Below are 22,697 nucleotides of genomic sequence, written 5' to 3'. Positions count from 1 at the left end.
TTAAAGGTAAGTATGAGTATGACTCAATTAATCACTCATGTTAGATAGTCTCTACGGGTTTACCATTTAATTAATGTCAAAAGCTAAAGGTTAGTAAAGAGAAACCTGATTTAGTAGAAACAAAAATAGCAGATAATGAAAAATAATGAATGTGCTACGAGCTAATTTTTAGAATGACACCATTATATTATGGCGTCATTCTAATTGAATATAGACGTTATTTTAATGAGTCAAAACTGGTCATTAAATTCCGATAGTCAGGTATATGGTTAGAGAATAGAGTACCTAAACCAACAATATCATTTCTCCAGTCCCTATGAAGTTCACAAGCCGCACCAAACCAGCTCATCATCTGAGCCCCTGCTTGGGACATTCTATCCCACGCAGCGTCTCGAGTGATTGGATTAAATGTGCCTGAAGCATCAGTGATAACAAACACTTCATATCCTTCCTCTAAGGCGGAGAGTGCAGGAAAGGCCACGCAAACTTCAGTAACAACACCAGCGATAATTAATTGTTTTTTTCCAGTTGCCTTCACGGCTTTTACAAAATCTTCATTATCCCAAGCATTGATTTGACCCGGTCTAGCAATATAGGGCGCCTCAGGAAACATTTCCTTTAATTCAGGAACTAGCGGTCCGTTTGGACCATTTTCAAATGAAGTAGTGAGAATGGTGGGAAGATTAAAATATTTAGCTGAATCAGCTAAGGCTAATACGTTGTTTTTGAATTTATCAGGATCTTGGTCACGAACAAGGGAAAGCAGCCCAGCTTGATGATCTACGAGTAAAACAGCAGCATTATCTTTATCGAGTCGATTGTATTTAAAGCTCATGTTAATTCTCCTAATTACCAGCGTTAAAATAGAATATCAATCTTAATTAGCCCTGATTGATATTTATACATAGTAGCTGAAGAAATTTAGAATAATAGCGAATAAAGACAATCAAAGGATCCAAATAAATTGAATGACTTTTCCCTACAGCCTAAATAATTAGCCTGAGCTCAATCGAGCATCTATCTCAATAAGCTGCTTCGTGTGGCTTTTTAATGGATTAAAATATTCCAAAAAAATAAAAAAAAGCCTTAACAGCAACAGCGGTTAAGGCAAAAAGGTTACAAAACCTCACATTTCCATTTGTACACAGCAGTTTCCATCTACACACTGAGTAATCAGTGCGGGATAAATATATTCAAGATTAATTTAGTTGTAAAACTGTTATTAATGGTAATTTAAATCACCAAAACAGGTAAGTGGTGAAAGTTCTCATTCAGACTCAACGTAACTGATTGGATTTATTATATATGCTACCTCATATTCCTCGCGCGTGCTGTAAGTACGGTTGAGGTAAGATAACCACTGGTCGTAGTGACCACTGGCTCTCTCATATGAACACAGGGAAGGAGTCTTACACGCTAGGTAAAAGCCGTCATGGCGTGAGTTTTATCCGTGTTCATATTGTTCCAAATGTATGTACCACACAATGATGATAGATGGGTTTTATAGAAACTGGTTATATGTATTTAATTACAATATAACTCGGAGTGTATAATGACGAGAGTTTCATTATCTAAGAATTCACCTAATGCCTATAATAAGTTGATTGAGATTAGTCATCATATTGATGAGCAAGCAATATCATTAGGATTAGATGTCGGTTTTATTCATTTGCTTAAATTGAGAATATCTCAAATTAACGGATGCGCATTTTGCGTGAGACTTCATACTCAAGATGCGCAAAAGTGTGATGTTAGTATTGATAAAATCGCACTGGTTACAGTGTGGGAAGAAGCTGGTTATTTCTCACAAAAAGAAAAAGCGGCGTTCTTATTGGCTGAATCAGTCAATATGATCCATGCTGGGCATATACCTACCGAAATTTATGAAAAAGCCGCAGAATATTGGAGTGAGGAGCAGCTAGCATTAATCGAATGGTTATCTATTATCATTGGTTCTTTTAATCGTATTGCCATTGCTAGCCGCTATAGTGTGAAGCCATAATAATGTTTAGTTTTTAAACTCGGATGGCTGCCAGTGTGCAGCCTTTTTTAATAATAAAAATACTTAATCTATACACTCTAGCCCTTATTATTTCATTTATTAGGTAGATTTATAAAGGCTAGTCAATTTCCGATGGTTTTGACTTTTTATGTCAAGAATATTAGGAATAAAACTTGTAGCTAAATTATCGCATAGGCTTTCATTTCGGTAGGGCATTCTGCATGGATGAAATTATTAAGACGTAATTTTCATATTATCTAAAGATTATCCTAATACGAAATTTTCAAGGAAAAGATATACGTATAAGTACGTATTTTGATTTAGTGTCAGATTGAAAATGACGCTGGAAGTTAGTTTGATAAATGTTAAGATGATAAAGAATATTTATAGTAAAAATAATAATGTAAACAAAAATTAGAAAAACAGCTTTAAACTTCAGAACACAGCAAATGAGCATATTGAGGTATAAGAATTATATGAATAACAAATGCATAGTTTCAATTATTCAATTCGCGCTATTTTCTGCCTCTTTCCAGTCACTGGCATTTCAAAAAGATGAGTATAATCCAATTGTATTTAATTTTGCTCAACTCTATGATTTTAATCCAGTTAAAGGTAATGTTAAAGAGTTAAATACGATGGTTTACAATGATGATGAAACCATTAATTATCAGTCAACTTTAAATATTGGTCGTGATGGTTGTGTTGATAGTTTTTCTTTCAGTCAAAAGAAAGATGAGCATTTAAATAGCATAGATAACTGGCTTTTAGTCAAACGCGAAAAAAACAAATTAGTGGGCTCAGATGCTAATGGTCCAATCGAAATGGAAGTTGCAGCAAATTGTTTGATTGTTTCAAGAGCTGATAGTAATGGTAAGTTAATATACCAGTATAACAATGATGGAATCATCATAGGTTCGATGAATGCTGAGCCGAGAGTTCAATACAGTAAAAATACATACAATAAGAATAAACTGCCTGAGACTATAAAATATTATAAAGATAATGTTGTATTCTCTGAAACTATTCTTAGCTATGGAAACGATATTACAAAGCCATTTGACCTTCAAATGGAAATAAAAGCATTAGGTTTACCTATTCTATTTGTTGACTCCAAGTGTGATTATGACAAGCAAAACATTGCCCATAGGTGCAATTTTATACTTACGGTAGTATCTAATGGAAAAATGATGAAGTTACCGAAAAGAAGCACAACGGAAGCCGTATTTTACTAGTTGGAATCGACGAGAAAAATGAATAGAACAAAGAAAATCTTAATATGTGGGGAAATCGCCCCTTAAATTTATAAGGGGCAGTGATATTATGCTTTTGGATCTGGGCCAAAACGGTTATCGCCTTTAGTACCGTCTAAGCACATAAAAACGAGTAATACAATTCCACCAAAAGGAATGAAAGCTATCAGATACCACCAGCCTGATTTTTCAGTGTCATGCAAACGGCGTACAGAAACAGCAATAGATGGAACGATAGTGGCTAGCGCATAAATTCCCAGTAAAATTCCTACAATAATTCCTAAACCACCTACTTCACCCGTCGTGTAATCAATAGATGAAAACATTAATGAGTATAACACCATAATAATAATGGTATTGATTAAAGTGAACATCCAATATTCTTGACGTCTAGCGCGTCCTTCGAAATTAGCATAGTTATTTTTGATGACTTCTAAATACCAATTCATGTTTATTCCTTAACGAAGATTTGAGTTGTGAGTATAGGTAGAGTTTAAATTTGTGTAAATCAGCATTATCTGTATATTTCAACCTAACAGTAAGAAAACTCTCAATAAATCATTTTTTTATTAACTAGAACTACCTATTGAAAAATGCATATTTTCAAAACTTTACATTAATTTTAGCAGCTAATTCTGTTTTATTAAAAGATTATGCTGATTTTTTATTGTGAAAAATTCCCCTGTAAGAAGGAATAAAAATAGTGTAATCCTCGATTTGAGAAACAAACATAAATTAGGATGGTTGCGAGAAATAATAGGCTAAAACCCACAGCAATATGTAACCAAGTAAAATAGAACTCAATTCCTTCCGTTGGGATAACACCATTTTTGCTAACGGACATCCAATTACTAATGATGATCTGTGTAATAACCAGAAACAGGATCAGGCAGTGTGTTAATTGAACAATAGAGGTTGATAAAGACCAAAGAACTGCCAAATAGATTTAAGTAATTTCATATAATTCAATAAAATAATTAATTTTTCTATGTTTTATCCCTTCTGTTTATGAGCTTCAACAGATTTATTGTAGTAATAGAAATTAGCTGAGTTAGCTTGTGAAAGGTCAGTGAGAAGAATTATTAGTTAATAGTGTTTAGATGGTTGAAAACGGGAGGAACGACCCGAATATAGTGTCAATAAATGAAGAAAAATATCTTACCAAAGGTTAATTATGGACAAAATAGCATTCGTAGAACGAGCATTAAACTCAGTTTTGGGTGAAAAGCTGGGGGATTTAGAGGTCATAAAACAATATTTCTCATCGGATTATGTACAAGTCGTTGACGGGAAGCAAATTGACTTTACTCTGTTTTATGCCCATATGAGAGCGTTAAAGGAAGCGACAGAAAATATCTCTATTGAAATAAAATCTATTGCGGAAGGTAAAAATTGCGTTCATACACAGCATATTGCTAGAGCGGTGAAAAAAGATGGCTCTACAAGTGAATTTGAAGTATTTGCTTGCTTTCAATTAATGAATGGAAAGATTATTCGTTGTGAGGAACTGACAAGAATGCTTGCAGGTTCAAAACATGATAATGATCTAGGCTCAAGAACATAAAAGAATACAGGTTCAATCAAAATAAAAAAATGCCGCTAATTAGCGGCATAGTGTAGAAATTCAATCATGCAGGATAGGTCAATTGCATGCCTGTTCCAACTTCTTGGACAGGTGCATGTCTGGACAAATGAATTTTAGCCGCCAAATCAGTACAATGACATGGGTGAATATGTAATAAATTCTGTTTTTTAAAATATTCGCTAGTCTGGTTTAGCAATTCCTCAGAGGCTTTTTGTAAATGAAAACCGCCGATAACAGTCACTATTTTATCTATTTTAGTCACTCGCTTTGCATGTTCGACAATATTACAGATCCCTGAGTGTGAACACCCTGTAATAACGATTAACCCTTCAGAGGTTTTTATCGCTAGGGCGCTGTCATCGAGAACATAATCATCAACACTATTGTTGTTATCATCAATTGTTTTTCCTACAGGCTCTTTTCCTTCAAAAGTGTTATCTCTCGGAATTTCACCTAAAAAAATGACATTCTCAGAGAGATAATAAGCTTCTTTAGTTTCAATTGTGTCAAAGTAGGCAGTTAGAACATTCTTGGGGGTATTCGCACCAATGACTTTGGAGTGATAACTTTTTGGTTGTAATGCATCTGGATGATAAATTAATTTTTTGGTTTGCTGTGATTCAACATTTCGACGATCTAAATACTGAATAAGGTGGTTAATGCCCCAAGTATGGTCATTGTGGCCATGGGAAAGAACAAGATCAGTAATTTGAGCAAGGTCGATATTTAAGATATTGGCATTATCGATGAAGACATCTGAATAGCCAGTATCAAATAGGATTTTCTTACCATCAACTTCAATGTGATAACAAACGGCGGGCTCGCCACAGAAATAGCTATCAATTAATGTGTTGTTATCAACCAGTACAGAAATTTTTATTGTCATTTTTATCTCTTAAGTTAGTTCTTAATCGAAGTAGTTATATCAGAATAAAAGCAAAAAATATTCAATGATGGATAAACATTGGGAACGTGAAAGATTAGGCGTTTAAATATGTGATCGAAGAAGGTATGTTTGCGAAAGTGATCTAGCTAGTGTGAAGGATTTAGAGTGATAATAGGTAAAAATACAATTGATAATGTAGAGTTTGCCATGTTTGCTTTATTAATAAAATGTTTGTTTGGTGCATTAGCCGTGTTGATTATTGCGGTATTATCACGCAGCAAAGTTTACTATATTGCTGGATTAGTGCCATTATTTCCCACTTTTGCTTTGATTGCTCATGTCATTGTGGTCCAAGAACAGGGCGTTGAAGCATTAAGAAAAACTGCACTATTTGGCTTGTGGTCGTTAATTCCATATGCCATGTACTTAGTCACCGTTTATGTATTTGCAACAAAATTAGCCCCTTGGATTTGCTTAAGTTTAGCCACTTTAGTTTGGGTGATTACAGCAGCTGTTTTAGTTTATTTTTGGCAGATGACTCAGTAAATAGGGTAAGGCTGACGCTTTTCAGGTGTTAATTAAATAAGAAGTGCGATTCTTGACATTTAAATCTAAATACAATGATTATGTGTTTAATTTACACTCGAATTATTTTTTAGACGATTTATAATAATAGTCAGTGTTTCCCAATCAGTCATTTATAGAGAAAAATGTTACTAAGAGTCCTAGTATTATTACTAGTTGCTGGTTGTTCCTACATAGCGGGTGTGATGACAGAAGTTTCTTCAAATACTGAGATGGACGCCGAGAGTAAAGTTAAAAGCGCCGTTGAAGATTTTCTTATCTATCCTTCTACAGCAACATACAAAAATGTTAAGTATCATGTCCTGAATCAAAATGAGGAGGGGGATGAGACGGGATATTATTGTGGCGAGGTTTTTGGTTTTGAAGATGGTTTACCTTATGGATATAAACGATTTATTGTTCGCTTACATAAAAATGCAGAAGGTAAAACAATAGTATCCATCCCATTAGTTGAAAAAGTTGATGATATTGTACCTGTTGAGCAATTTGATCCTATTTGGGAGCGATATTGTAATCGGTAACAAATCAAAGAGGGCGGGTTAATTTTTTAGTATTTAACCTGCCTCTTCATTTTATGGTTTCATGGCTAACGTCGCTAGGAATGTAGGCAAAAAATTGTCGATAACAAAGCGAGGATTTGGCTGCCAGTCCTCTTGAAAACCTGTAATAGTAAAGCCTGCTTGTATTTGCCCACCAATTAAATCAGTGAGTGAATGACCAAAAACAAATGCCTCTTGCTTCTCTTGTTTTGCCGCTATCTGTTCTGAGGATAGATTATCTAATTCAGAAAATGGCATGGTGTAGCGAGGTTTAATAATGGTGTTTTCTTCTGGACGCTTTTCTCTATCATCAATAAAAACCACTGGATTGAAAAAGCTTGAAAGTAAACGACCTTGCGGTTTAAGCACGCGAAAACATTCCTGCCAGACAGGATTTACATCAGGAATATATAAGTTTGAAATAGGATGAAAAATAATATCAAACATATTATCTGCAAACACAGTGAGATTGCGCATATCTCCTTGTACAACATTCAATTCTAAATTATCCCGTTCAGCAACCATCTTATCTTGTTCTAATTGTTTCACGGATAAATCAAAAACAGTCACAATCGCACCTGCAGCAGCTAGAACTGGCGCTTGCTGACCACCAGCCGAGGCTAAACAAAGAATGTGTTTTCCTTTTACGTCACCAAGCCAAGTTTTATTCAGAGGGGAGGGTGTTAGATGGATTTGCCAGTTTCCCTTTTTTGCTTTTTCAATTGTTTTTGAATCAACAGGAATAGACCATGCTTGTTGCGATATTGCTTGTTTATCCCAAGCTTGTTGATTAGCGGTAATATAATCCGTCATAAATTGTACCTTTAAATACATTAATTGGTGTTATTGTAATCATGAAAAGATTAAAGTAAATCAAAATGTACTAATAAATACACTTTCATGTGTGGGAATAAATGCAATCTATGTGTGGCAGTGCTAGAAAATAGGGCGTGAATTTAATTAGATTGATTTAGGAAGGTGATTGAAATCATAGTGGGTTATTCGCATAATATGGGTCTATTCGAACTTTCAATTGGTTCATCATGTTAGCAAAATTTTATCCTGTCATATTATTGGTTATATCCAATGTATTTATGATGTTCGCTTGGTATGGGCATCTAAAATTTACTAATAAGCCTTTGTATATCGTTATTTTTGTCAGTTGGCTAATTGCATTTGTAGAATACTGTTTTGCAGTGCCAGCGAATCGCCTAGGTCATCAGTATTACAGTGCTGCTGAGTTAAAAACGATGCAGGAAGTGATTACATTATGTGTGTTTGTTGGATTCTCAGTGCTTTATTTGGGGGAAAGCCTGACAATTAATCACATTATTGGCTTCATCCTCATTTTTGCAGGGGCATTCTTTATTTTTAAAGGACCTTTTTAATTCAAAGCATCTTCTCAGAGTAGAAGATGCTTTGTCGATAAGTTAAGTGCTCTCTACACCCAGCCTTTTTGGCGAAATTCTTTCAGCACGGCTACGAATTGTTCCATTTCTTGTGGCGTTCCTAGTGTTAAGCGATTCCAGCCAACAACAGGTGGAAATTCTCTACCGACCATGATATTGGCATCTTGCATGTGTTGCTTATAAGCTTTTACATCACCTTTTACTTTATGGAAAATAAAGTTAGCTTGTGATGGTGCATATTCCAAGCCTAATTCATTCAACGCCGTTTCTACGATTTTTCGTGAAAGATTGTTGGATTGCAGGCTGTATTCGAGGAATTTATGATCTTTTAATGAGGCAATTGCAGCTGCTGCCCCTGCTGTATTGGTATTATCAATGGAGATAAATTCATCCACAGAAGCGATAACGTCAGGAGCTGCAATACCATAGCCTACACGCAGACCAGCTAATGCATAAATTTTTGAGAAAGTGCGCGTCACAATCAGATTTTTTTGTCCTGCCTTTACCAACTCAATCGCACTGATAAATTGAGGGTCTTGAACAAACTCTGCATAGGCTTCATCGACAATAAAGAATTGTTTATCTGACTCTTTTTTCATCCAACTATCAAGATGGCTATGAGGTGTGATCATTGCCGTTGGGTTATTTGGGTTACAAATATAGATAATGGAGAGACCATCGAAGCTATTTGCCAGCTGTTCCATTTTTACCAGGTCAAAACTGAGATCCGATTTTAGTGGAACTTTCGTGATTTCAACACCCAATGGTAGCGCATAGAGCTCAGCATAGTTAAAGGTTGGATCCGGCGTGACGAGCTGAATTTTTATGTTCTGTTTTCTTGCTTTATTCGCCAGCATAGCAACCGCTGCTTGAATGGTTTCTGATGAACCATTTCCTAAGGTGACGTTTTTACCTTCTAAACCATGTAGCGTACCGACGTTATTAATAAGTTCGGAACGTGCTGCATCAGGGTAACGGAATGCGCCAGGTAAAGCGTCAATGACAGCTTTTTGAGCGCTCGGTGACATTCCTAACGAATTTTCATTAAAGTTTAATAATAAAGGATGTTGAATACTCGGCGCTGCTAATGTCGCTGTTTTTGCACTTGCTTGATTTAAAACGGAATTTATTGCTAGTCCACCTGCGATAAGTGAACTTGATCTTAAAAATGAACGACGATCCATAGTGTGTCCCTGAAATATATTTTTAAAGTCTAATTAGATTACTCGAAATAATTCAATTGTAAATAAATATATAGTTGAAGTGATTTTTTATTCACTGTGTTATGGGTGTGTAAAGTTAAATTATGTTGGGTGGCTTAATGATATGCATATAATAAATTGATATTTATAGTAAATTTAAGTTATTGCTAAATTATCTGTAAAAAAGCAATGATTGCATATTGAATTGATATGGTTGTATATTAATTTATATAACGATAGTCAATCATAGAGAGATAATAATGAAATTATTTATGTTTTATGTTGGTGGGAATGCTGGAAAATCAAACATTGAAGTACATGATGTACAGTTTGCCGCAGTCGATAAACCGGAAGAGGCTTGGCCACTATTACGAGATGCTTGGTTTGGTGATAAAGATAAAATTCATGTGGATGGGTATGCAGATGTAAATTGGGTTGATGGATTCGACATCTGTTTGAGCAAAGAGTCATCAGGTAGTGAGTATAAACTCTATTTTATCAATGTCGGAGGGTACACTTTATCAACACTTGCAGAATTGCATGAATTTGATTTGTTTGTGGCGAAAACGGCACAAGAGGCAAAACAAAAAGCCATTAGCCAATTATTAGTGGGGAGTCAGCAGCAACATAAAGACAATTTAAAAGATGTTGATGACTGTCTATTATTACAAAAAGTCGGTGAGTATTATATTCATTTAACTAAGAATGAAAATGGAAAAAAACCTTCGCCATTATGGCAAGGGTATTTACCGATAGGGACAAATAGCTGATTGATATTTAATAGCCAGTATATCGTAGATTTACTGGCTATATTTATTCAATGCCTTTTTATTGATTTTCTTGAGTGTTTACATTAGGCGTAATTTCAATTACCGCGACTTTTACCATATAGGTTTTATTATTCTCTCCTTTAGGGATCTCGGCTGTAATTTTCTTTAAAGCCTCTTCTGGCTGTGCTGTTTGAACGGATGTCGAAAACTGCACCATACCTGGATTACGACCCATATACTGACCCCGATAGTGAGTGTCACAAGGACGGTCATACTGTGTTTGGTTCTGTCCATTACACCATGGTCCGTTAGCGTTGCCGCTACGATGAAATCCATTACCATGATAGGCAAATGTTGAGAAACTAATGGCTAATAAACTTCCAACTAGAATAAGTGATTTTAAATTTTTCATTGTGCTTCTCCTCTATATTTAATTCTAGTTTGTCATCAAGGGTTTTTATTTCAATTCAATTTACTTAAATATAGGGATATTTCATATTTAGGACACAGTTATTCATTATTTCTTCACGGTGATAAAAATTTGTTAAATAGGTAATGAAATATGAATTTATTTTTACTTTTTAAAGGCTGCTTTTTATAAAATATAAATTTAAAAATGTAAAATCAATTAATTTCAATGACAAAAAACGTATAGAGCTTTTTGTGCGACATTGATCTCAGAGTGCTTATTATCAATAAAACAAAAGTGTTAACATAATGGTGTGTGCTAATCGCTGTAAGATAAGAAGGATTTAAGCGTGAAACGTATAAAAAGTAAGCTACTGATCGTTATTCTACTCGCCCTTGGGGCATTTGCTTATCAATTTTACACAACGATCGGTGATAGCGATGTCACTAAACAAGCTGAAAAGTTGATTGAAAGTAAGCTTGGTTCTACTGAACCATTAGTTTTTGAGAATGTAAACATCGTTCTAAAAAGTGAATTTAAAGAAGGCGAAAGTTATCGTGTTTGTGGTTCTTATCAAATCGCGCATCAAAGTGATAAATTGCCGTTTGTTGCCAGTGTTAATGTTCAGAATGGTAAATTTACAGAACATAACCAATTGATTACGAGTGATACACCAGAATTACGTGCAGCGATTGTAACATTGTGTGAAAAATCACAGTGATGCCTTATTTCACGCATTTCATGATTAGGGCGGCTATGTGTTTACCTGATTTTTCCCATAAAAAAAGCCAGTATAAATACTGGCTGCTATAAATTAGCAAAAGCAATGTAAATGAAAATTCGTTATATACAGTATCATATAACGGTAAAAAGAAAAGGGCTTTTGGGCAAAGTTGGTTAGCATAATCGCTAACTATGATCTTGATCAGTATTTGAAATTAACCAGAAAGGTTTTTGGGGAGTACCAGCCTGATGAAAATGGCAGGCTGGTAAATAAAACGACGGAAATTAAGCCTTTAACCAATGACCGTGATGGAAGACATCTTCAACCAATTCATGCAAAACAATGTGTGCTTCTTTATCATCATGGAAACCTTTAGTGTCAAAGGTTGTTGCACCACTGTCATGTGTGATGACAAGGTTGCTACCAGGGTAGACTTCTAAAACCCTAGCGTGCAATTCAGCGGCAAATGCGTCATAGGATTTTTCGGCGAGTGTTGAAACGAGATCGTCAGAAACTTTAATGTGGATTTCCATATATTACCCTTTGATGTAAAAAGCAAATTAGCGATAAGTGTATTGTCATCATAAAATATTAGCAACAATCTTATTGTGATGATACCAAAAAGATTATTTTGTGTGGGAATCTATCTAAAATGGCAAGTCTAAATAAGGGATTAAGCTAAAATAAAAGTTAATTTATACTTAATTTTTATCTCTCAAGTCTATTCACTAAAATAATAAATATCCGAACTTAATTAACGATTTAATTTAAAAAACGCTTAATTTTATTTTCTTAAATATATTTTCATGTAATTAACATTTATTTTTTTGATTAAAAAAAGATAAAGATGGTTAAAAAATACCTTAATTTTAATCATATGATTAAAATTAAGTCTGGCATCGTTGTGTTATCATTAATTCATTGATTTTAAATATTAAATTGCTCATGCATTTTGTATTGGTTAGCTTTTTTTACATCAGTATTAAGTCTTTCATAGAATCTGAACTAGAAAAAAATTTACAGAGAAAGCAAAAAAAATATAATCCATGGGTCTTGTTTAATAACATGGATTATACATGCTGAACCATTCATGGTTTGCGTTTTTATGTGTTTAATTACTTAAATGATATGGAGCTAAATAACTAACCGACTAATTACGTAATTAGTGGATACAATAAAAGGAGCATAATTTGATAGAATATATAAACTCAATCAGTAATTTTATTTGGACCTCAATATTAATTTATTTATTACTTGGCGCTGGATTATATTTTACAATACGATCTAAATTTATTCAGTTTAGACATTTTGGTCACATGTTTGGAGTGCTTAAAAATAGTACCCGTTCAGACAGCTCAGGTATTTCTTCATTTCAAGCATTGTGTACAAGTTTAGCCGCTCGAGTCGGCACTGGAAACTTAACGGGTGTTGCCATCGCTATTACAGCAGGTGGTCCAGGCGCCATATTTTGGATGTGGGTTGTTGCACTTTTAGGTATGGCAACGTCATTCATTGAATGTACATTAGCACAGCTCTATAAAACGAAAGATGATCAAGGCAATTATCGTGGCGGACCCTCTTATTATATGCAGAAGGGCTTAAAACAACGCTGGATGGGGGTCTTATTCTCTATTTTCTTAATCATTGCATTTGGTTTGGTTTTTAATGCAGTACAAGCGAACTCAATCGCACAAGCAACTGCTGTGGCATTTGATTTTAACCCACTCTATGTTGGAATTGCTTTAGTGATTCTCAGTGGCACCATTATTTTTGGTGGATTAAGATCAATTGCCAAAGTCGCTGAATTTGTTGTACCCATTATGGCGATTGCTTACTTACTGCTCGCATTTTGGGTGGTCGGGCAAAATATTGAGCGCTTACCCGATGTCTTTATGTTAATTTTCCGCAGTGCATTTGGCTTGCAAGAGGCCGCTGGTGGTGCACTCGGTTATGGGATTGCCCAAGCCATGACTCAAGGGATCCAACGTGGATTATTTTCGAATGAAGCCGGTATGGGATCTGCACCGAATGCAGCCGCATCTGCCTCACCTTATCCTCCGCATCCAGCTTCACAAGGCTATGTTCAAATGCTAGGCGTATTCCTTGATACCATTGTAATTTGCAGTGCAACCGCGATTATTATTTTAGCGACGGGGGTATTAGATGGACCTGTAGATAAAATCAATGGCATTGAGTTGACTCAGATGGCGTTATCTTCCGCGGTCGGCAGTTGGGGAAGCATCTTTATTGCTATCGCAATATTCTTCTTCGCCTTCACCTCAATTATTGCCAATTATGCGTATGCAGAAAGCAATATGATTTTCTTGGAAAACAACCACACCGCAGGACTGTTTCTTTTCCGTTTGGCGACACTAGGAATGGTGATGTTTGGCGCATTAGGTGAGATGCCCCTTATTTGGAAACTTGCCGATGTTTCAATGGGCTTAATGGCGATCACCAACCTGATTGCAATTTTGTTGTTGTCAGGTGTCGCGTTCAAATTGGCAAAAGACTATAACCAACAATTGAGCTCAGGGAAGGTTCCAACATTTGATATAAATGATCATCCTGAACTGAAGAAACAGCTTAACGATGGTATTTGGGAAAAAGAGTCAGTGAAGCAATGGGTTAAGCATCAAGCTCATTAATTGATGATTAAACATAGGTATAAACGTAAAAGTGCCTGGGTGTATTCCTAGGCGCTTTTTTATTGAAATAAAGGGTGGATAAATATAAAAAACTTGCTTTATTGCTCTCAAAGCGTAAGGTTTTGAAGGAAAATTGTCATCGATATAAATACGAAATAAGGTGTTGATTAGGAAGATGAAACTCGGGCGACATGCAGCAACCTTTTATGGGGTAGTCGCTATTTTATTATGGAGTACCATGGTAGGGCTTGTGCGTAGTACAAGCGAAAACTTTGGTCCCATTGGCGGTGCCGCATTGATTTATTCCATTGGTAGCCTTGTTTTAGTGGCTGTGATGGGGTTACCGAAAATTCACCTTTTTCCTAAACGCTATTTGTTCTGGGGTGCATTTTTATTTGTGAGTTATGAAATCTGCTTTATTTTAGCATTAGGGCTTGCAAATAACCGTCAACAAGCGATTGAACTCGGGATGGTCAATTATTTGTGGCCGAGCTTTACGATAGCCTTAGCTGTCTTATTTAACCGGCAACGTTTTAGCGTATTGTTGATTATTGGCTTAATTTTGGCATTCGTGGGACTGCTGTGGGTAATCTCTGGGGACCAACCATTATCGTTGAACGCGATTTTATCGAATATTCAAAGTAACCCTCTTAGCTATGCCTTAGCGTTTATTGGCGCTTTGTTATGGGCGTTTTATAGTAACATCACGAAACGCATGTCGAATGGCTGCAATGGAATGGTATTGTTTTTTATTATGACATCCATTGGGCTATGGATGCTGTTTATATTCTCGACGCCTGCGCCATTTAATATCAGTGTGAACAGTGTCAGCTTACTGCTCGTTACGGCGATTGCAACTGGTGGTGCAAATGCGCTTTGGACCGTTGCAATTATCAAAGGTAACGTGGCTTTTCTTGGGACGCTTTCTTACTTTACGCCGGTGATCTCTACAGCTTTTTCGTCGATGTTATTGAGTACGGCGTTAACATTAGGTTTCTGGCAAGGGGTTTTGATGGTGACGATAGGATCAATAACCTGTTTTATCGCCACAAGACGATGATTTAATTTTGGGCACTAACCTTTTTGCAAGCTAGCTTATTGGGTGCATAGCGCACGCCAATAGCGGCAAAAATGAAAATAATACCCAGTAGCTGCACGCTTATTTGTTCTGGCAAGCCATGTTGCACAATGTCAATCACCACACTGGAAAGCACCTGACCACTTATCGCAAAAATAGTGGTGAGTGTTGCGCCCAGTAATGGCAGTATATAGCTGTTAATCATCACAAAACATGCCCCAATGACACCGCCAGCAAATGCCATAAGCGGAATATTCTCGTAACCAATTTTAAATGGTATTTTTGCGAACCACATGATAATACTCAGAAATAAAAAGCCCACAACATGATTAATAAGGGAAGCATAAAAGGCATTACTGACTTGAGATAGGCATCCATTAAGGCTGCGGCTCAGGATAATACACATGCCATTAGACAGTGCAATCATAATAAAAAACAGTAACATATATTTATCTTCCCATAATGATCAATGTTGAGCCAACCAGTAGAAATAACACCGTGAGATAATCCTTCTTGGCTATTTTTCGCTGGGCTAATCCTAAAAGTCCCATATGATCAATCAGTAATCCTGTCACGATTTGCCCTGTTAGCATCAATACAATTGAGCCTGAAAGTGAAAGTGGGCTATTGACAGTGATAGCCGCGAGTAACACCGTAAAGGCACCGGGGATCCCGCCGAGATAACTCCAGTGAGGTATTTTTTTAGCTGGCTTTCCTTTACCAAATCGTTTTTTCACGACCAACCAAATCAATACAGCAACCATACTGCCGATTCCATGGGTTAGCCAAGAGGCTTGTAACGGCGAGGTAAACGTAGACAAATAACTGTTGCTCATGATCATCAATGTCAGTAATACACCTGAAAATACAGCAACTAGAGAAAGCACAATATCTTTTTTCATTTTCATTAATACAGGACGAGTGATTGGCAAAGTATAGGGATTGTCAGCATGAAGAAAAACCGCTATAAAAGAAAAACTCTGTTTCCTAAGGATTGACAATGACTGGCGTGGATTATGCATTACTGCCCATTTTTATCGCGATTGTAGAGCAAGGCAGTTTAACTAAAGCTGCAGATTCCCTGCATATGACAAAGTCGGCAATCAGTAAAAAATTAATGGCGTTAGAGGCAAGTACGGGGATCCGCCTGATTACTCGCTCGACTCGACATTTACAACTGACAGAAGCTGGAGAGCTTTATTATGCTTACTTAAAAAAGGCTCATCGGGCTATTGATGACGGTAACGCAGCACTTTCCCGTTACAGTGGTGCGGTAGATGGAACCTTAAAAATCAGTGCGCCAACCGTTTTTGGTCATCTTCATCTGACGGCTCTGCTACCTGAATTTCTGAAATGTTGGCCGCAATTGAATGCTGAGCTCGTATTTGACGATAAGCTGGTGGATTTAGTCGGAGAGGGGTTTGATATGGCAATCCGAATAGGCGAATTAAAGGATTCCTCATTAGTCTCGCGAACCTTATCCCCCTGTCACAGTGTCTTGTGTGCTTCCCCCATATGGTTAGAAGAACATGGCAGCCCCCAGAACCTTGACGAATTAGCAGGACATAATTGCCTTTTATACAGTTATTATCAGGCGGGGCAAACATGGTTATTTACGCATCAGGGGAAAATGGTTCGATTTACACCCACAGGAAATTTCCGCGCAAATAATAGCTTAGCGTTGCACCAAGCTGCTTTACAAGGATTAGGTGTTTGCCAACTACCTCAATTTATTGCCGCGCCCGACATCTTGGCTGGGCGATTAATAACGGTACTACCGGAATACCATTTACCGCAGCATCATATTTATGCAGTTTATCCAAACCGAGAGTTTTTGCCTAAAAAGGTGTCAGCCTTTCTTGATTTCCTACAAGAAAAGTTCGGAAAAACAAGTGGCTATCAGAGACGGTATGAGCTGAATTTATCGCAAGGTAAGAAAGGTGATGAAAACGCCTAATGTCAGCAGCATCCTAACATTAGGCGGTTAACAATAAGCGTTAAGCTAAGTTTTGTTCAGCAATAGGCTCATCTTTAGCCATAAATTTACCGATAAACATCGAGAGAATAAACGCAATAATACCTGGAATTAACCAGCCCATACCTTGTTCAAATAGTGGTAAATAGGCAATGAGATGCGCTTTTACCGTAACACTGAGCAGTTCCATATTATTGAGCGTATCAAGCAAACTCATTAGGACCACGACGGCAACAGTGATGCCGTATGTAACGCGTGGTGAAGCCATAAATTTACGCGCAAATTGCAAAAATACGATGGTAATGGATGATGGGTAGATCATCAATAATGCAGGGATAGTGACACGTAATAAGGTATCGAGACCAAACGTCGACACAATGGTGGTTAGCATGGTGAAAAAGACCACCCAAAAACGGTATCCTAAACGGTGATGGAATGTGGCGAAATAATCCGCACATGCGCTGGTTACACCCACTAAAGTGGTCATACTGGCCAGCAAGACAATCCCACACATAATCCAAGTACCAACGGCACCAAATAATACATCAACATAACGAGAGAAAATTTGTCCACCGTTGGTTGCGGTATTGGCGACTTGCTCACTGGTTGCCCCTAAATAGAATAGGCAGATGTATAGAGCGGCGAGTAAGCTTACTGAAATCAATCCCGCTTTAATCGTAATTGTGGCAACTTGACGAGGTTCGGTGATTTGCTTAGAGGCTAGAGCGCGAGCGACAATTCCCCCAAATGCCATCGCGGAAAGCACGTCCATGGTTTGGTAACCATCGATCACACCGCCAAAGAATGCAAATTCTGCATATTGCTTAACTGGTGCATTCATTTCAGAAAGTGGGTCAAGGACGACAGCGATACCCACAACGACTAATAAAACCAGTAGAGCAGGAGTCATAAACTTACCAATCGCGCTGATCATTGTGCCTTGTTTTAGCATAAAGAACATCGAGGTAAAGTTAAAAACCAATGCGAAGGTGAGATGTGAAAACGTATTTTTTTCAGCAAAACCTAATGGTAGGAAGCCCATTTCAAATGCGGTATTGGTGACCCTCGGCATGGCGAAGGTGGAACCCACAATTAAATAAAGTGCAACCCAGAAGATCACGGCGACCCATTTGGGTAAGTCAACGGAGAGTTTTTCCCCTCGACCTTTTACGGCAACGGTAACGAGGGTTAAGAATGGCAACAAAACACCCGTGATCAGAAACCCTAATGAAGTATTAAACCAGTCTGTCCCCGATTGATACCCTGCCATAGGCGGAAAGATGATGTTTCCCGCGCCTAAAAATAAGGCGAATACCATCATGCCCAGAATTAACATATCTTTAGTTGAAAACATTTAACTACCTGTTAGTGATGTCAGTTTTATTGTATTTGTCTATAGGTGACAATTTTTTTGAAAGACGCAGATAGTATCAAATTTGGAAGAGTAAGTAAGGCAAAGGATAAAATAGTTCTGAAGGGGGGATAGAGAATGGATATGCCAAAAAGCTAATGTAGAGGCATATCCAGCAGAATTGTATTTTTGTTTAGGGATTTGAGCTTTAAATGAGTAATTATTTAGACAATAAATTTATTTAATGCCACAGCAACACCATCACAATCGTTGGTTGATGTGACAAATTTCACTATTTCACGAATATGTGGTGCTGCATTTCCCATTGCTACCGAAACACTCGAATATTGTAGCATCGTGACATCATTATTCTGGTCACCGATGCTCATCACTTTATCTGGGGTTAAGGCGAGTTTGTCACACAGCACCTTCAGCGCAGAACCTTTACTGGCATCTTTATTCGAAATTTCGAGGAAATAGGGACTGGTTTTGATTAACGAATAATTTTCAAAGGTATTCTCAGGAATGTAACTGATACCCACATCGAGTTTTTCTGGGTGATCAATCATCATGATTTTGGTGAAACTGAGTGAGCTTTCCATTTCGTTCACGGGACAATACACCAGTGGAGTATTGGTAATGTAAGCGTCATGAATGGTGTAACGACTAATGTGGCGATTGGCGGTAAACATCGTGTTATCTGCAAGTGCATGCATATGGACACCAACGTTACTCGCTAGCTCTGCAAAATATTGATAATCTGCGAAATCCAGCAGGTTTTCATATAAATGGCTGCCATCATTGGCTTGGTGGATAACACTACCATTGTTACTGATACAGTAGTTATTGGCGGTGTCTAAACCAAGTTCTTGAAGGTAAGGCTGAATACCAGAATAGGGGCGACCCGAGGCGAGGACAATTCGAACACCTTGTTCATGGGCACGCGTAATGGCTTCTTTGACTACAGGGGAAATTTGGTGCTGCGAATTGAGTAATGTGCCATCTAAATCAATGGCGACCAGTTTGATTGACATCAACGCCTCCTAAAATAGAACTTTTACACGTACCTTACTCTGATTATCGAGAATGTAAATTATCGAAGAGGGCAATAAATAGATTGCTCAGTAAATAGGATGAGAATGCTCATGTTTTATCGCATTAAAGCTAAGGGCGGTTAATGCGCGTAAAACAAATTCACTCGTCATCCGTCGTGAGATGCAGCGGTTCTTTGATGTCCAATTGAATTTGGTCATTCTGCCGAAAATCAAACGGAGTAATGCCGTACTCTTTGCGGAACATGTAGGTAAAGTGAGATTGGGAACCAAATCCAAAATCTAACGCGATATCAAAAATACTTTGGCTGCTATTTCGTAATAAATTTACTGCGCCAGCGAGTCGGCGTTGGCGAATATATTTACCTAAGGAGATCCCAGTGACTTCCTTAAAGATTTTTTGCATGTGCCAAAGGGAATACCCTGAATAGGCCGCGAGCTCTTCCAAATGGATGACTCTGCCTAAATGCTCTTCGATCCATTTACTTAGAGCATTAACAAGTGCTACGTGGTTATCTTGTGCCATCTCAAATTCATTCTTATTTTACGGTAACCGAAGTATACACAACTTCATTTCACCATGACAAAGGTTGGTTGTGCGGTATAACAGATTTGTGTATGAAAAACAGGCAATCCTAGCAAGTTATTTATCAATAGCTGCAAAAATGAACAATTGTTTTCTTGAAAACGATGAATTGCCCATTTTACACAAACTAATCATCGTAATATTGATTAATATTGGCAGATTAAGTGACTACTAAGAACCCCTATATTTATGCGAAATATGCTATTAATCATCATCATTGTGACCATTTGTGCTTTTTTATACCTACTGGCGATGAATAATCTCTGCGATCAAGGTGGTGATGACTTTCAGCTTGGGATCTGCCGAGTGACAGCTTTGTTACCATTTTGAGTTTGCATTTTAGAACGTCTTACTAGATATTAGTTTGTTATTATTTGGAAACATCGTAAGACAGGCAGAAAGCCAGCTTCACAGTGGTGTAATTGCGGGTGGAGTTCATGCAAAAATTCAAATAAACTTGCGTGATTATCACAACTGTGGACGATAACAAAAGCTAGAGGACGAAAAGGTAAAGATATGGCGCAACAGACGCTCAAGCGCGGATTGAAAAACAGGCATATTCAGTTAATTGCCTTAGGGGGCGCTGTCGGTACAGGGCTATTTTTAGGGATAGCAACCACGATTCAAATGGCAGGACCGTCAGTTTTACTCGGGTATGCACTGTGTGGTTTTATCGCATTTCTGATCATGCGCCAGTTAGGTGAAATGATTGTTCAAGAGCCTGTTGCAGGGTCGTTTAGCCATTTTGCATTTAAATATTGGGGTGGTTTTGCTGGGTTCCTTTCGGGGTGGAACTACTGGGTCATGTTTATTCTCGTCGGAATGACTGAACTGACCGCCGCAGGTAAATATATGCAGCACTGGTGGCCTGAGTTACCTATTTGGGTTTCAGCGCTGGTATTTTTCATTGCTGTGAATGCCATTAACCTCATTAACGTTCGTTCTTACGGTGAAACTGAATTCTGGTTTGCACTGATAAAAGTGGTTGCCGTCATTGCGATGATTCTATTTGGTTGCTACCTACTCTTTAGTGGTCACGGTGGTCCCCAAGCTAAAGTTAGCAACTTGTGGGAATACGGTGGCTTTTTTGCAAAAGGGTATAATGGACTATTAGTTGCTCTAGCAATTATTATGTTCTCATTTGGTGGATTAGAATTAGTGGGCATCACTGCGGCAGAAGCGGAAGACCCAGACAAGAGTATTCCAAAAGCTATCAACCAAGTGGTTTATCGTATTTTAATTTTCTATATTGGTTCATTGGCGGTGTTGTTGGCACTTTACCCATGGGTACAATTGGATGGTAAAACCAGCCCGTTTGTCTTGATTTTCCATGAGTTGGGCGATTTGCTAGTCGCAAATGCGTTGAACGTGGTTATTTTGATTGCCGCACTGTCTGTGTATAACAGTGGCGCATATTGTACAAGCCGTATGCTGTACGGTTTAGCTCAACAAGGCAATGCCCCTCGATTTATGGCACAAGTGAACAAAGGCGGCGTACCTGTGATGGCGTTGATTGTTTCGGGGATTGCGACGTCTGGTGGTATTCTGATTAACTTTGTGATGGAAGGCAAAGCATTTGAATTGCTAATGTCCTTAGTGGTCACAACGTTAGTGCTCAACTGGATTATGATTTGTGTGTCTAACCTGAAGTTTAGAGCCGCAATGAATAAACAGGGCATTGAAACCAAGTTTAAGAGTATTTGGTACCCATTTGGTAATTACCTGTGCTTAGCATTCTTGTCTCTGATCTTAATTATTATTCTGACAATGGATGGGCTGCGTGTGTCGGTGCTGATTATGCCACTATGGATTGCAGTCCTGTGGGTAGGCTACCAATTCTCCGGCGCTAAAAAGCAAGGCATCGAAAGTAAAGTGTCATAACCTATTTGGTTAATCAAAGAGAATAAAAAACCGGTGATATTGAATCTACCGGTTTTTTTTGCGCTGCTTTTGGTGGTTAAATGAATCGTAGAAGCGAGTGGTTTACCACTGCCAGCGTAACCATGCAAATAGCACGTTACCATTATTGTAAGTCCCAGGAATGTAGGTAGCTTGAACAGACAGTTTGTCATATTCAATTGAAACTAACGGCAGCGGTGCAGGAAGCGGAATATAACTGTACTCTTCACGAGCGGTAATCCCTAACGTGAAACCAGCCCCCATACGGAAGCCATCCATATCACCGGGGATCCACATTTTTTGGAAACCATATCCGACAATCGGTTCGACTTTATTATGAGAATCCATAAATGCCATTGCGTACAGTGCATGCCAATCATTATCTTCATCATAACGATATTTACCAATACCAAAACCCCATGGCTCTTCATTATAGGTATTGGTTTTTTCTTTATCGTACATAAAGCGGTTATGCCAAGTGAAGAACGGGATATACAGCTCATACTTGTCAGAATCCCATGTGGTACTGACATTATTGGTGAATTTATCCCATAGGCCAACTGACTGTTCTTCAGCCAATGCAGGTGATGACATGCAGATTGAAGCACCCAAAATTGCTGACGCGCTTACAACCAACTGTATGTTTTTATTAACTCTCATTGTAGATCCAATCTAGTTATATCTGCTAAATAAGTAATGGTAGCCATTGACAATGATCACATCATTATCGCAATTGTAATAATC

At 37.7% G+C, this 22,697-nt stretch carries 26 protein-coding genes; 13 read left to right on the top strand and 13 right to left on the bottom strand.

Annotated elements, in window-relative coordinates; genetic code table 11:
* Positions 1–217: 217 nt before the first annotated feature.
* Positions 218–835, bottom strand: a complete 618-nt coding sequence (gene ycaC, locus PSF16_RS12425) for an isochorismate family cysteine hydrolase YcaC (protein ID WP_272689339.1) — start codon at positions 833–835, stop codon at positions 218–220.
* A gap of 717 nt (positions 836–1,552) precedes the next feature.
* Here ycaC and PSF16_RS12420 point away from each other — a divergent pair.
* Positions 1,553–2,002 carry a carboxymuconolactone decarboxylase family protein gene (locus tag PSF16_RS12420; protein WP_272689338.1) on the top strand — a complete coding sequence of 150 codons (450 nt, stop codon included), beginning with the start codon at positions 1,553–1,555 and terminating at the stop codon, positions 2,000–2,002.
* 476 nt (positions 2,003–2,478) lie between these two features.
* Positions 2,479–3,237 (top strand): YnfC family lipoprotein, encoded by a 759-nt coding sequence (locus PSF16_RS12415; RefSeq protein WP_272689337.1) that lies wholly within the window; start codon positions 2,479–2,481, stop codon positions 3,235–3,237.
* An 86-nt stretch (positions 3,238–3,323) separates the two neighbouring features.
* On the opposite strand, the gene PSF16_RS12410 is transcribed toward PSF16_RS12415, so the two are convergent.
* Positions 3,324–3,704, bottom strand: coding sequence for a DUF805 domain-containing protein (locus tag PSF16_RS12410; protein ID WP_006658950.1), 381 nt, complete (start codon positions 3,702–3,704; stop codon positions 3,324–3,326).
* A gap of 725 nt (positions 3,705–4,429) precedes the next feature.
* Between PSF16_RS12410 and PSF16_RS12405 the strand changes: the two genes are divergently transcribed.
* Positions 4,430–4,819 (top strand): nuclear transport factor 2 family protein, encoded by a 390-nt coding sequence (locus PSF16_RS12405; protein ID WP_006658948.1) that lies wholly within the window; start codon positions 4,430–4,432, stop codon positions 4,817–4,819.
* Between the two features lie 64 nt (positions 4,820–4,883).
* Here the strand turns inward: PSF16_RS12405 and PSF16_RS12400 are convergent, their stop codons facing one another.
* Positions 4,884–5,726, bottom strand: coding sequence for an MBL fold metallo-hydrolase (locus tag PSF16_RS12400; protein ID WP_036965885.1), 843 nt, complete (start codon positions 5,724–5,726; stop codon positions 4,884–4,886).
* Between the two features lie 207 nt (positions 5,727–5,933).
* Here PSF16_RS12400 and PSF16_RS12395 point away from each other — a divergent pair, with 207 nt between their 5' ends.
* A complete protein-coding gene (locus PSF16_RS12395; RefSeq protein ID WP_006661574.1) occupies positions 5,934–6,272 on the top strand; it encodes a GlpM family protein in 339 nt (112 codons plus the stop codon).
* 224 nt (positions 6,273–6,496) lie between these two features.
* Positions 6,497–6,832, top strand: coding sequence for a hypothetical protein (locus PSF16_RS12390; RefSeq protein ID WP_224063590.1), 336 nt, complete (start codon positions 6,497–6,499; stop codon positions 6,830–6,832).
* Positions 6,833–6,883: 51 nt separating this feature from the next.
* Here PSF16_RS12390 and PSF16_RS12385 read toward each other — a convergent pair whose 3' ends face one another.
* Positions 6,884–7,663: a class I SAM-dependent methyltransferase gene (locus PSF16_RS12385; protein WP_006661576.1), complete on the bottom strand. Its 780-nt coding sequence runs from the start codon at positions 7,661–7,663 to the stop codon at positions 6,884–6,886.
* 230 nt (positions 7,664–7,893) lie between these two features.
* On the opposite strand from PSF16_RS12385, the gene PSF16_RS12380 reads away from it, so the two are divergent.
* Complete coding sequence (locus PSF16_RS12380; RefSeq protein WP_006658943.1) at positions 7,894–8,238, top strand: DMT family protein; 345 nt, start codon at positions 7,894–7,896, stop codon at positions 8,236–8,238.
* Between the two features lie 53 nt (positions 8,239–8,291).
* On the opposite strand, the gene PSF16_RS12375 is transcribed toward PSF16_RS12380, so the two are convergent.
* Positions 8,292–9,443, bottom strand: a complete 1,152-nt coding sequence (locus PSF16_RS12375; protein WP_272689336.1) for a pyridoxal phosphate-dependent aminotransferase — start codon at positions 9,441–9,443, stop codon at positions 8,292–8,294.
* 278 nt (positions 9,444–9,721) lie between these two features.
* On the opposite strand from PSF16_RS12375, the gene PSF16_RS12370 reads away from it, so the two are divergent.
* Positions 9,722–10,231 carry a DUF1543 domain-containing protein gene (locus tag PSF16_RS12370; RefSeq protein WP_272689335.1) on the top strand — a complete coding sequence of 170 codons (510 nt, stop codon included), beginning with the start codon at positions 9,722–9,724 and terminating at the stop codon, positions 10,229–10,231.
* Between the two features lie 58 nt (positions 10,232–10,289).
* On the opposite strand, the gene PSF16_RS12365 is transcribed toward PSF16_RS12370, so the two are convergent.
* Positions 10,290–10,643 carry a hypothetical protein gene (locus PSF16_RS12365; RefSeq protein WP_154631079.1) on the bottom strand — a complete coding sequence of 118 codons (354 nt, stop codon included), beginning with the start codon at positions 10,641–10,643 and terminating at the stop codon, positions 10,290–10,292.
* 346 nt (positions 10,644–10,989) lie between these two features.
* Here PSF16_RS12365 and PSF16_RS12360 point away from each other — a divergent pair, with 346 nt between their 5' ends.
* Entirely contained in the window at positions 10,990–11,361 is a 372-nt protein-coding gene (locus PSF16_RS12360) for a hypothetical protein (protein ID WP_006658939.1), read from the top strand.
* Positions 11,362–11,648: 287 nt separating this feature from the next.
* On the opposite strand, the gene PSF16_RS12355 is transcribed toward PSF16_RS12360, so the two are convergent.
* The gene (locus tag PSF16_RS12355) at positions 11,649–11,897 is read right to left on the bottom strand and encodes a DinI-like family protein (RefSeq protein ID WP_006658938.1); all 249 of its coding nucleotides are present in this window, start codon (positions 11,895–11,897) and stop codon (positions 11,649–11,651) included.
* A gap of 657 nt (positions 11,898–12,554) precedes the next feature.
* On the opposite strand from PSF16_RS12355, the gene PSF16_RS12350 reads away from it, so the two are divergent.
* Together PSF16_RS12350 and yddG are read left to right on the top strand one after the other, a co-directional pair.
* A complete protein-coding gene (locus PSF16_RS12350) occupies positions 12,555–14,012 on the top strand; it encodes an alanine/glycine:cation symporter family protein (RefSeq protein WP_272689334.1) in 1,458 nt (485 codons plus the stop codon).
* A gap of 175 nt (positions 14,013–14,187) precedes the next feature.
* On the top strand, positions 14,188–15,072 hold the full coding sequence (yddG, locus tag PSF16_RS12345; protein WP_272689333.1) for an aromatic amino acid DMT transporter YddG: 885 nt from the start codon (positions 14,188–14,190) through the stop codon (positions 15,070–15,072).
* Position 15,073: 1 nt separating this feature from the next.
* Here the strand turns inward: yddG and PSF16_RS12340 are convergent, their stop codons facing one another.
* The gene (locus PSF16_RS12340) at positions 15,074–15,535 is read right to left on the bottom strand and encodes a DMT family transporter (protein ID WP_006658935.1); all 462 of its coding nucleotides are present in this window, start codon (positions 15,533–15,535) and stop codon (positions 15,074–15,076) included.
* A 4-nt stretch (positions 15,536–15,539) separates the two neighbouring features.
* On the bottom strand, positions 15,540–15,992 hold the full coding sequence (locus tag PSF16_RS12335; RefSeq protein ID WP_039861816.1) for a DMT family transporter: 453 nt from the start codon (positions 15,990–15,992) through the stop codon (positions 15,540–15,542).
* Between the two features lie 98 nt (positions 15,993–16,090).
* On the opposite strand from PSF16_RS12335, the gene PSF16_RS12330 reads away from it, so the two are divergent.
* On the top strand, positions 16,091–17,047 hold the full coding sequence (locus PSF16_RS12330) for a LysR family transcriptional regulator (RefSeq protein ID WP_272689332.1): 957 nt from the start codon (positions 16,091–16,093) through the stop codon (positions 17,045–17,047).
* 40 nt (positions 17,048–17,087) lie between these two features.
* Here PSF16_RS12330 and brnQ read toward each other — a convergent pair whose 3' ends face one another.
* From brnQ to PSF16_RS12315, 3 genes are all read right to left on the bottom strand, one after another.
* A complete protein-coding gene (gene brnQ / locus PSF16_RS12325; RefSeq protein ID WP_181479987.1) occupies positions 17,088–18,419 on the bottom strand; it encodes a branched-chain amino acid transport system II carrier protein in 1,332 nt (443 codons plus the stop codon).
* Between the two features lie 221 nt (positions 18,420–18,640).
* Positions 18,641–19,450, bottom strand: a complete 810-nt coding sequence (gene yidA / locus PSF16_RS12320) for a sugar-phosphatase (protein WP_006658931.1) — start codon at positions 19,448–19,450, stop codon at positions 18,641–18,643.
* A 160-nt stretch (positions 19,451–19,610) separates the two neighbouring features.
* Positions 19,611–19,994 carry a helix-turn-helix domain-containing protein gene (locus PSF16_RS12315; protein WP_006658930.1) on the bottom strand — a complete coding sequence of 128 codons (384 nt, stop codon included), beginning with the start codon at positions 19,992–19,994 and terminating at the stop codon, positions 19,611–19,613.
* A 249-nt stretch (positions 19,995–20,243) separates the two neighbouring features.
* Between PSF16_RS12315 and mgrB the strand changes: the two genes are divergently transcribed.
* Both mgrB and PSF16_RS12305 read left to right on the top strand, forming a co-directional pair.
* On the top strand, positions 20,244–20,384 hold the full coding sequence (gene mgrB, locus PSF16_RS12310) for a PhoP/PhoQ regulator MgrB (protein WP_006661584.1): 141 nt from the start codon (positions 20,244–20,246) through the stop codon (positions 20,382–20,384).
* Between the two features lie 186 nt (positions 20,385–20,570).
* Positions 20,571–21,935, top strand: a complete 1,365-nt coding sequence (locus PSF16_RS12305) for an amino acid permease (protein WP_006658927.1) — start codon at positions 20,571–20,573, stop codon at positions 21,933–21,935.
* 102 nt (positions 21,936–22,037) lie between these two features.
* Here PSF16_RS12305 and pagP read toward each other — a convergent pair whose 3' ends face one another.
* Complete coding sequence (gene pagP, locus PSF16_RS12300; protein WP_006658925.1) at positions 22,038–22,613, bottom strand: lipid IV(A) palmitoyltransferase PagP; 576 nt, start codon at positions 22,611–22,613, stop codon at positions 22,038–22,040.
* Positions 22,614–22,697 lie beyond the last annotated feature (84 nt).

Origin of the sequence: Providencia sp. PROV033 (assembly GCF_028484855.1) — a bacterium.
Taxonomy (GTDB): Bacteria; Pseudomonadota; Gammaproteobacteria; order Enterobacterales; family Enterobacteriaceae; genus Providencia; species Providencia alcalifaciens.
Note: the sequence above shows the minus strand (reverse complement) of the source record. Positions and strands in the feature narration are given on the sequence as shown.

Bases quoted from the DNA above. Each gene is read 5' to 3' on its own strand.
- ycaC (WP_272689339.1), bottom strand. From the start codon at position 835: ATGAGCTTTAAATACAATCGACTCGATAAAGATAATGCTGCTGTTTTA.
- PSF16_RS12420 (WP_272689338.1), top strand. From the start codon at position 1,553: ATGACGAGAGTTTCATTATCTAAGAATTCACCTAATGCCTATAATAAG.
- PSF16_RS12415 (WP_272689337.1), top strand. From the start codon at position 2,479: ATGAATAACAAATGCATAGTTTCAATTATTCAATTCGCGCTATTTTCT.
- PSF16_RS12410 (WP_006658950.1), bottom strand. From the start codon at position 3,704: ATGAATTGGTATTTAGAAGTCATCAAAAATAACTATGCTAATTTCGAA.
- PSF16_RS12405 (WP_006658948.1), top strand. From the start codon at position 4,430: ATGGACAAAATAGCATTCGTAGAACGAGCATTAAACTCAGTTTTGGGT.
- PSF16_RS12400 (WP_036965885.1), bottom strand. From the start codon at position 5,726: ATGACAATAAAAATTTCTGTACTGGTTGATAACAACACATTAATTGAT.
- PSF16_RS12395 (WP_006661574.1), top strand. From the start codon at position 5,934: ATGTTTGCTTTATTAATAAAATGTTTGTTTGGTGCATTAGCCGTGTTG.
- PSF16_RS12390 (WP_224063590.1), top strand. From the start codon at position 6,497: ATGACAGAAGTTTCTTCAAATACTGAGATGGACGCCGAGAGTAAAGTT.
- PSF16_RS12385 (WP_006661576.1), bottom strand. From the start codon at position 7,663: ATGACGGATTATATTACCGCTAATCAACAAGCTTGGGATAAACAAGCA.
- PSF16_RS12380 (WP_006658943.1), top strand. From the start codon at position 7,894: ATGTTAGCAAAATTTTATCCTGTCATATTATTGGTTATATCCAATGTA.
- PSF16_RS12375 (WP_272689336.1), bottom strand. From the start codon at position 9,443: ATGGATCGTCGTTCATTTTTAAGATCAAGTTCACTTATCGCAGGTGGA.
- PSF16_RS12370 (WP_272689335.1), top strand. From the start codon at position 9,722: ATGAAATTATTTATGTTTTATGTTGGTGGGAATGCTGGAAAATCAAAC.
- PSF16_RS12365 (WP_154631079.1), bottom strand. From the start codon at position 10,643: ATGAAAAATTTAAAATCACTTATTCTAGTTGGAAGTTTATTAGCCATT.
- PSF16_RS12355 (WP_006658938.1), bottom strand. From the start codon at position 11,897: ATGGAAATCCACATTAAAGTTTCTGACGATCTCGTTTCAACACTCGCC.
- yddG (WP_272689333.1), top strand. From the start codon at position 14,188: ATGAAACTCGGGCGACATGCAGCAACCTTTTATGGGGTAGTCGCTATT.
- PSF16_RS12340 (WP_006658935.1), bottom strand. From the start codon at position 15,535: ATGTTACTGTTTTTTATTATGATTGCACTGTCTAATGGCATGTGTATT.
- PSF16_RS12335 (WP_039861816.1), bottom strand. From the start codon at position 15,992: ATGAAAAAAGATATTGTGCTTTCTCTAGTTGCTGTATTTTCAGGTGTA.
- PSF16_RS12330 (WP_272689332.1), top strand. From the start codon at position 16,091: ATGACTGGCGTGGATTATGCATTACTGCCCATTTTTATCGCGATTGTA.
- brnQ (WP_181479987.1), bottom strand. From the start codon at position 18,419: ATGTTTTCAACTAAAGATATGTTAATTCTGGGCATGATGGTATTCGCC.
- yidA (WP_006658931.1), bottom strand. From the start codon at position 19,450: ATGTCAATCAAACTGGTCGCCATTGATTTAGATGGCACATTACTCAAT.
- PSF16_RS12315 (WP_006658930.1), bottom strand. From the start codon at position 19,994: ATGGCACAAGATAACCACGTAGCACTTGTTAATGCTCTAAGTAAATGG.
- mgrB (WP_006661584.1), top strand. From the start codon at position 20,244: ATGCGAAATATGCTATTAATCATCATCATTGTGACCATTTGTGCTTTT.
- PSF16_RS12305 (WP_006658927.1), top strand. From the start codon at position 20,571: ATGGCGCAACAGACGCTCAAGCGCGGATTGAAAAACAGGCATATTCAG.
- pagP (WP_006658925.1), bottom strand. From the start codon at position 22,613: ATGAGAGTTAATAAAAACATACAGTTGGTTGTAAGCGCGTCAGCAATT.